Origin of the sequence: Paenibacillus sp. 598K, from assembly GCF_003851045.1 — a bacterium.
Taxonomy (GTDB): domain Bacteria; phylum Bacillota; class Bacilli; order Paenibacillales; family Paenibacillaceae; genus Paenibacillus_D.
This window is the reverse complement of sequence record NZ_BFBX01000187.1, coordinates 1-291: the sequence shown is the minus strand read 5'-3', so window position 1 is coordinate 291 and position 291 is coordinate 1. Positions and strand designations below refer to the sequence as shown.

Genomic DNA, 291 nt, shown 5'->3' with positions numbered 1-291 from the left:
GAGCCTGCTCGTCGCGTTCGGCGGTCTGGGGGGCGCGCTGTTCCCGAGGCTGTCCGGCTCGCTGATGGACCGCTCGGGCGCGCCCGCGACGCTCACCCTGTATGTCGGCCTCGCGGCGGTCATGCTCGCCCTGATCATCGGGCTGCTCGTGTCGGCCCGCAGACGTCAGGCTGCTGCTGCGACAGCGCAGCGCTGACAGCTTGAGCGAGCGTCGCCGCTCGGCGAGCTGCCGCTGGCCTGCGCCCATCAAGGACGGGGGGGGTCGGGGCCAGGTGAGGGCGTGCTGCGGCC

1 pseudogene is annotated in these 291 nt (G+C 73.9%); it reads left to right on the top strand.

The window, feature by feature from the left end:
- Positions 1 to 196: pseudogene (locus tag PA598K_RS34195) on the top strand (MFS transporter); the annotation flags it as partial.
- Positions 197 to 291 lie beyond the last annotated feature (95 nt).